This window comes from Psychrobacter sp. 1Y4 (assembly GCF_051847555.1).
The window spans coordinates 1-1,241 of record NZ_JBPYDE010000091.1 but is presented as its reverse complement, the minus strand read 5'-3'; the positions used below and the strand labels follow the sequence as shown (position 1 = coordinate 1,241).

Sequence of the window (1,241 nt, the reverse complement as noted above, 5' to 3'; positions counted from 1 at the left end):
ATGGAGAAATGAGTATTCATGAGTCGAGCAGCCTCATTGCCAATCTTGAACAAAGCCTATCAGCGCTCGGTATTCATCATGCGACTATTCAAGTAGAAAGCCTGTTACATCCACAAAACAGCTCACATAGCGAGGCTCTAGTTTGCGATATTTCGGGACAAGCACCTGCTGGTAACAGTCATATTGGGCATAATCACTAAAAGCAAATACCAGCGTTGATCGAAACCTGACCAATTATTGGTTACGTTTTATCAGATGATAGAAATAAAGCAATATGTGCCAAATAATCCAAGCAGCCACCAATACCCAAAGACCGATACCAACTACGAGTAACATCATTCTGATCGAAGCATCTAGACAGCCGTTGCAGATATTTGGCAAATAGACTGAGCCCATGTTTGACATCATCAGCAACCAAAACCCAAGTGCAAGTATGATTCCGGTACAAATGACGATAAAGGCTATTTCGCCAATAATTTTCAATGAGGCTCGCCACTTAGGACAGATCGTCGGTTCTGATGGATAGTTGCTCATAAAGGTCGTTCTCAATAATTTGATTGGCCATAAATCATTGTTGTCTTACATAGTATTAAAAATGAAAACCTATGAGCGAATAAAATAAGAATATTTCACTTAAGTTTGCCTAAAACTTGTTTCTACGATTGTAATAGCATGTTAAAAGTGATGAAAAACCCTATCTCTCGACCATATTTTTGATATAAATTCTGTATACTTAAGACTGACTACCCCTTTTCACGATCCATTGATGATATAACATTATGTCTAGACGCTCAGCACCCTTTGTCGCCCCAGACTATATCGATGATCCTACGTCAAAAGACGGCAAGAAACACGCCAAAGTTTTGCTATCGACGTTGCAAGAAGACATTGCAAACTTTCGTCATGAGCAATTTCCGCCTGATATTTTGCGCCAGATTCGCGATATGCCTATCTATGAAGGCAACTTAGCAGAGGTACAGGCTTATCAGCAGCGCTGGCAAAATCTACTTGAGCGCGCCAAGGATTTTTATCCAGCGGCCAATATGCCACCTGACTATCTGCCGCTCCCAGCCAGTCTTGAGATACCGCAGTTTATCTACCATGTTCAGCGCCTACATTTAACCAAAACGCGAGCCAAAGAATCCAAAAGCTTTGGTTCAGTTGGTGCGCTGACTGATAAATGTGGACACTATACTGATGATGAAGTTGCCCGCATGACAGCGGTACTGGATAATGATGAC

Annotated in this window: 2 protein-coding genes and 1 pseudogene; 2 read left to right on the top strand and 1 reads right to left on the bottom strand. The window is 41.7% G+C overall.

Annotated features, from left to right (window positions below):
* Positions 1–200 (top strand): annotated as a pseudogene (locus tag ACS8FC_RS14420) (cation diffusion facilitator family transporter); the annotation flags it as partial.
* Positions 201–234: 34 nt separating this feature from the next.
* Here ACS8FC_RS14420 and ACS8FC_RS14415 read toward each other — a convergent pair.
* Positions 235–534, bottom strand: coding sequence for a hypothetical protein (locus ACS8FC_RS14415; RefSeq protein WP_439297267.1), 300 nt, complete (start codon positions 532–534; stop codon positions 235–237).
* A gap of 245 nt (positions 535–779) precedes the next feature.
* On the opposite strand from ACS8FC_RS14415, the gene ACS8FC_RS14410 reads away from it, so the two are divergent.
* Positions 780–1,241: hypothetical protein (locus tag ACS8FC_RS14410; RefSeq protein WP_439297266.1), on the top strand; the 462-nt coding region annotated here is incomplete at its 3' end.

Coding starts and splice junctions, on each gene's coding strand:
- ACS8FC_RS14415 (WP_439297267.1), bottom strand. CDS start 534: ATGAGCAACTATCCATCAGAACCGACGATCTGTCCTAAGTGGCGAGCC.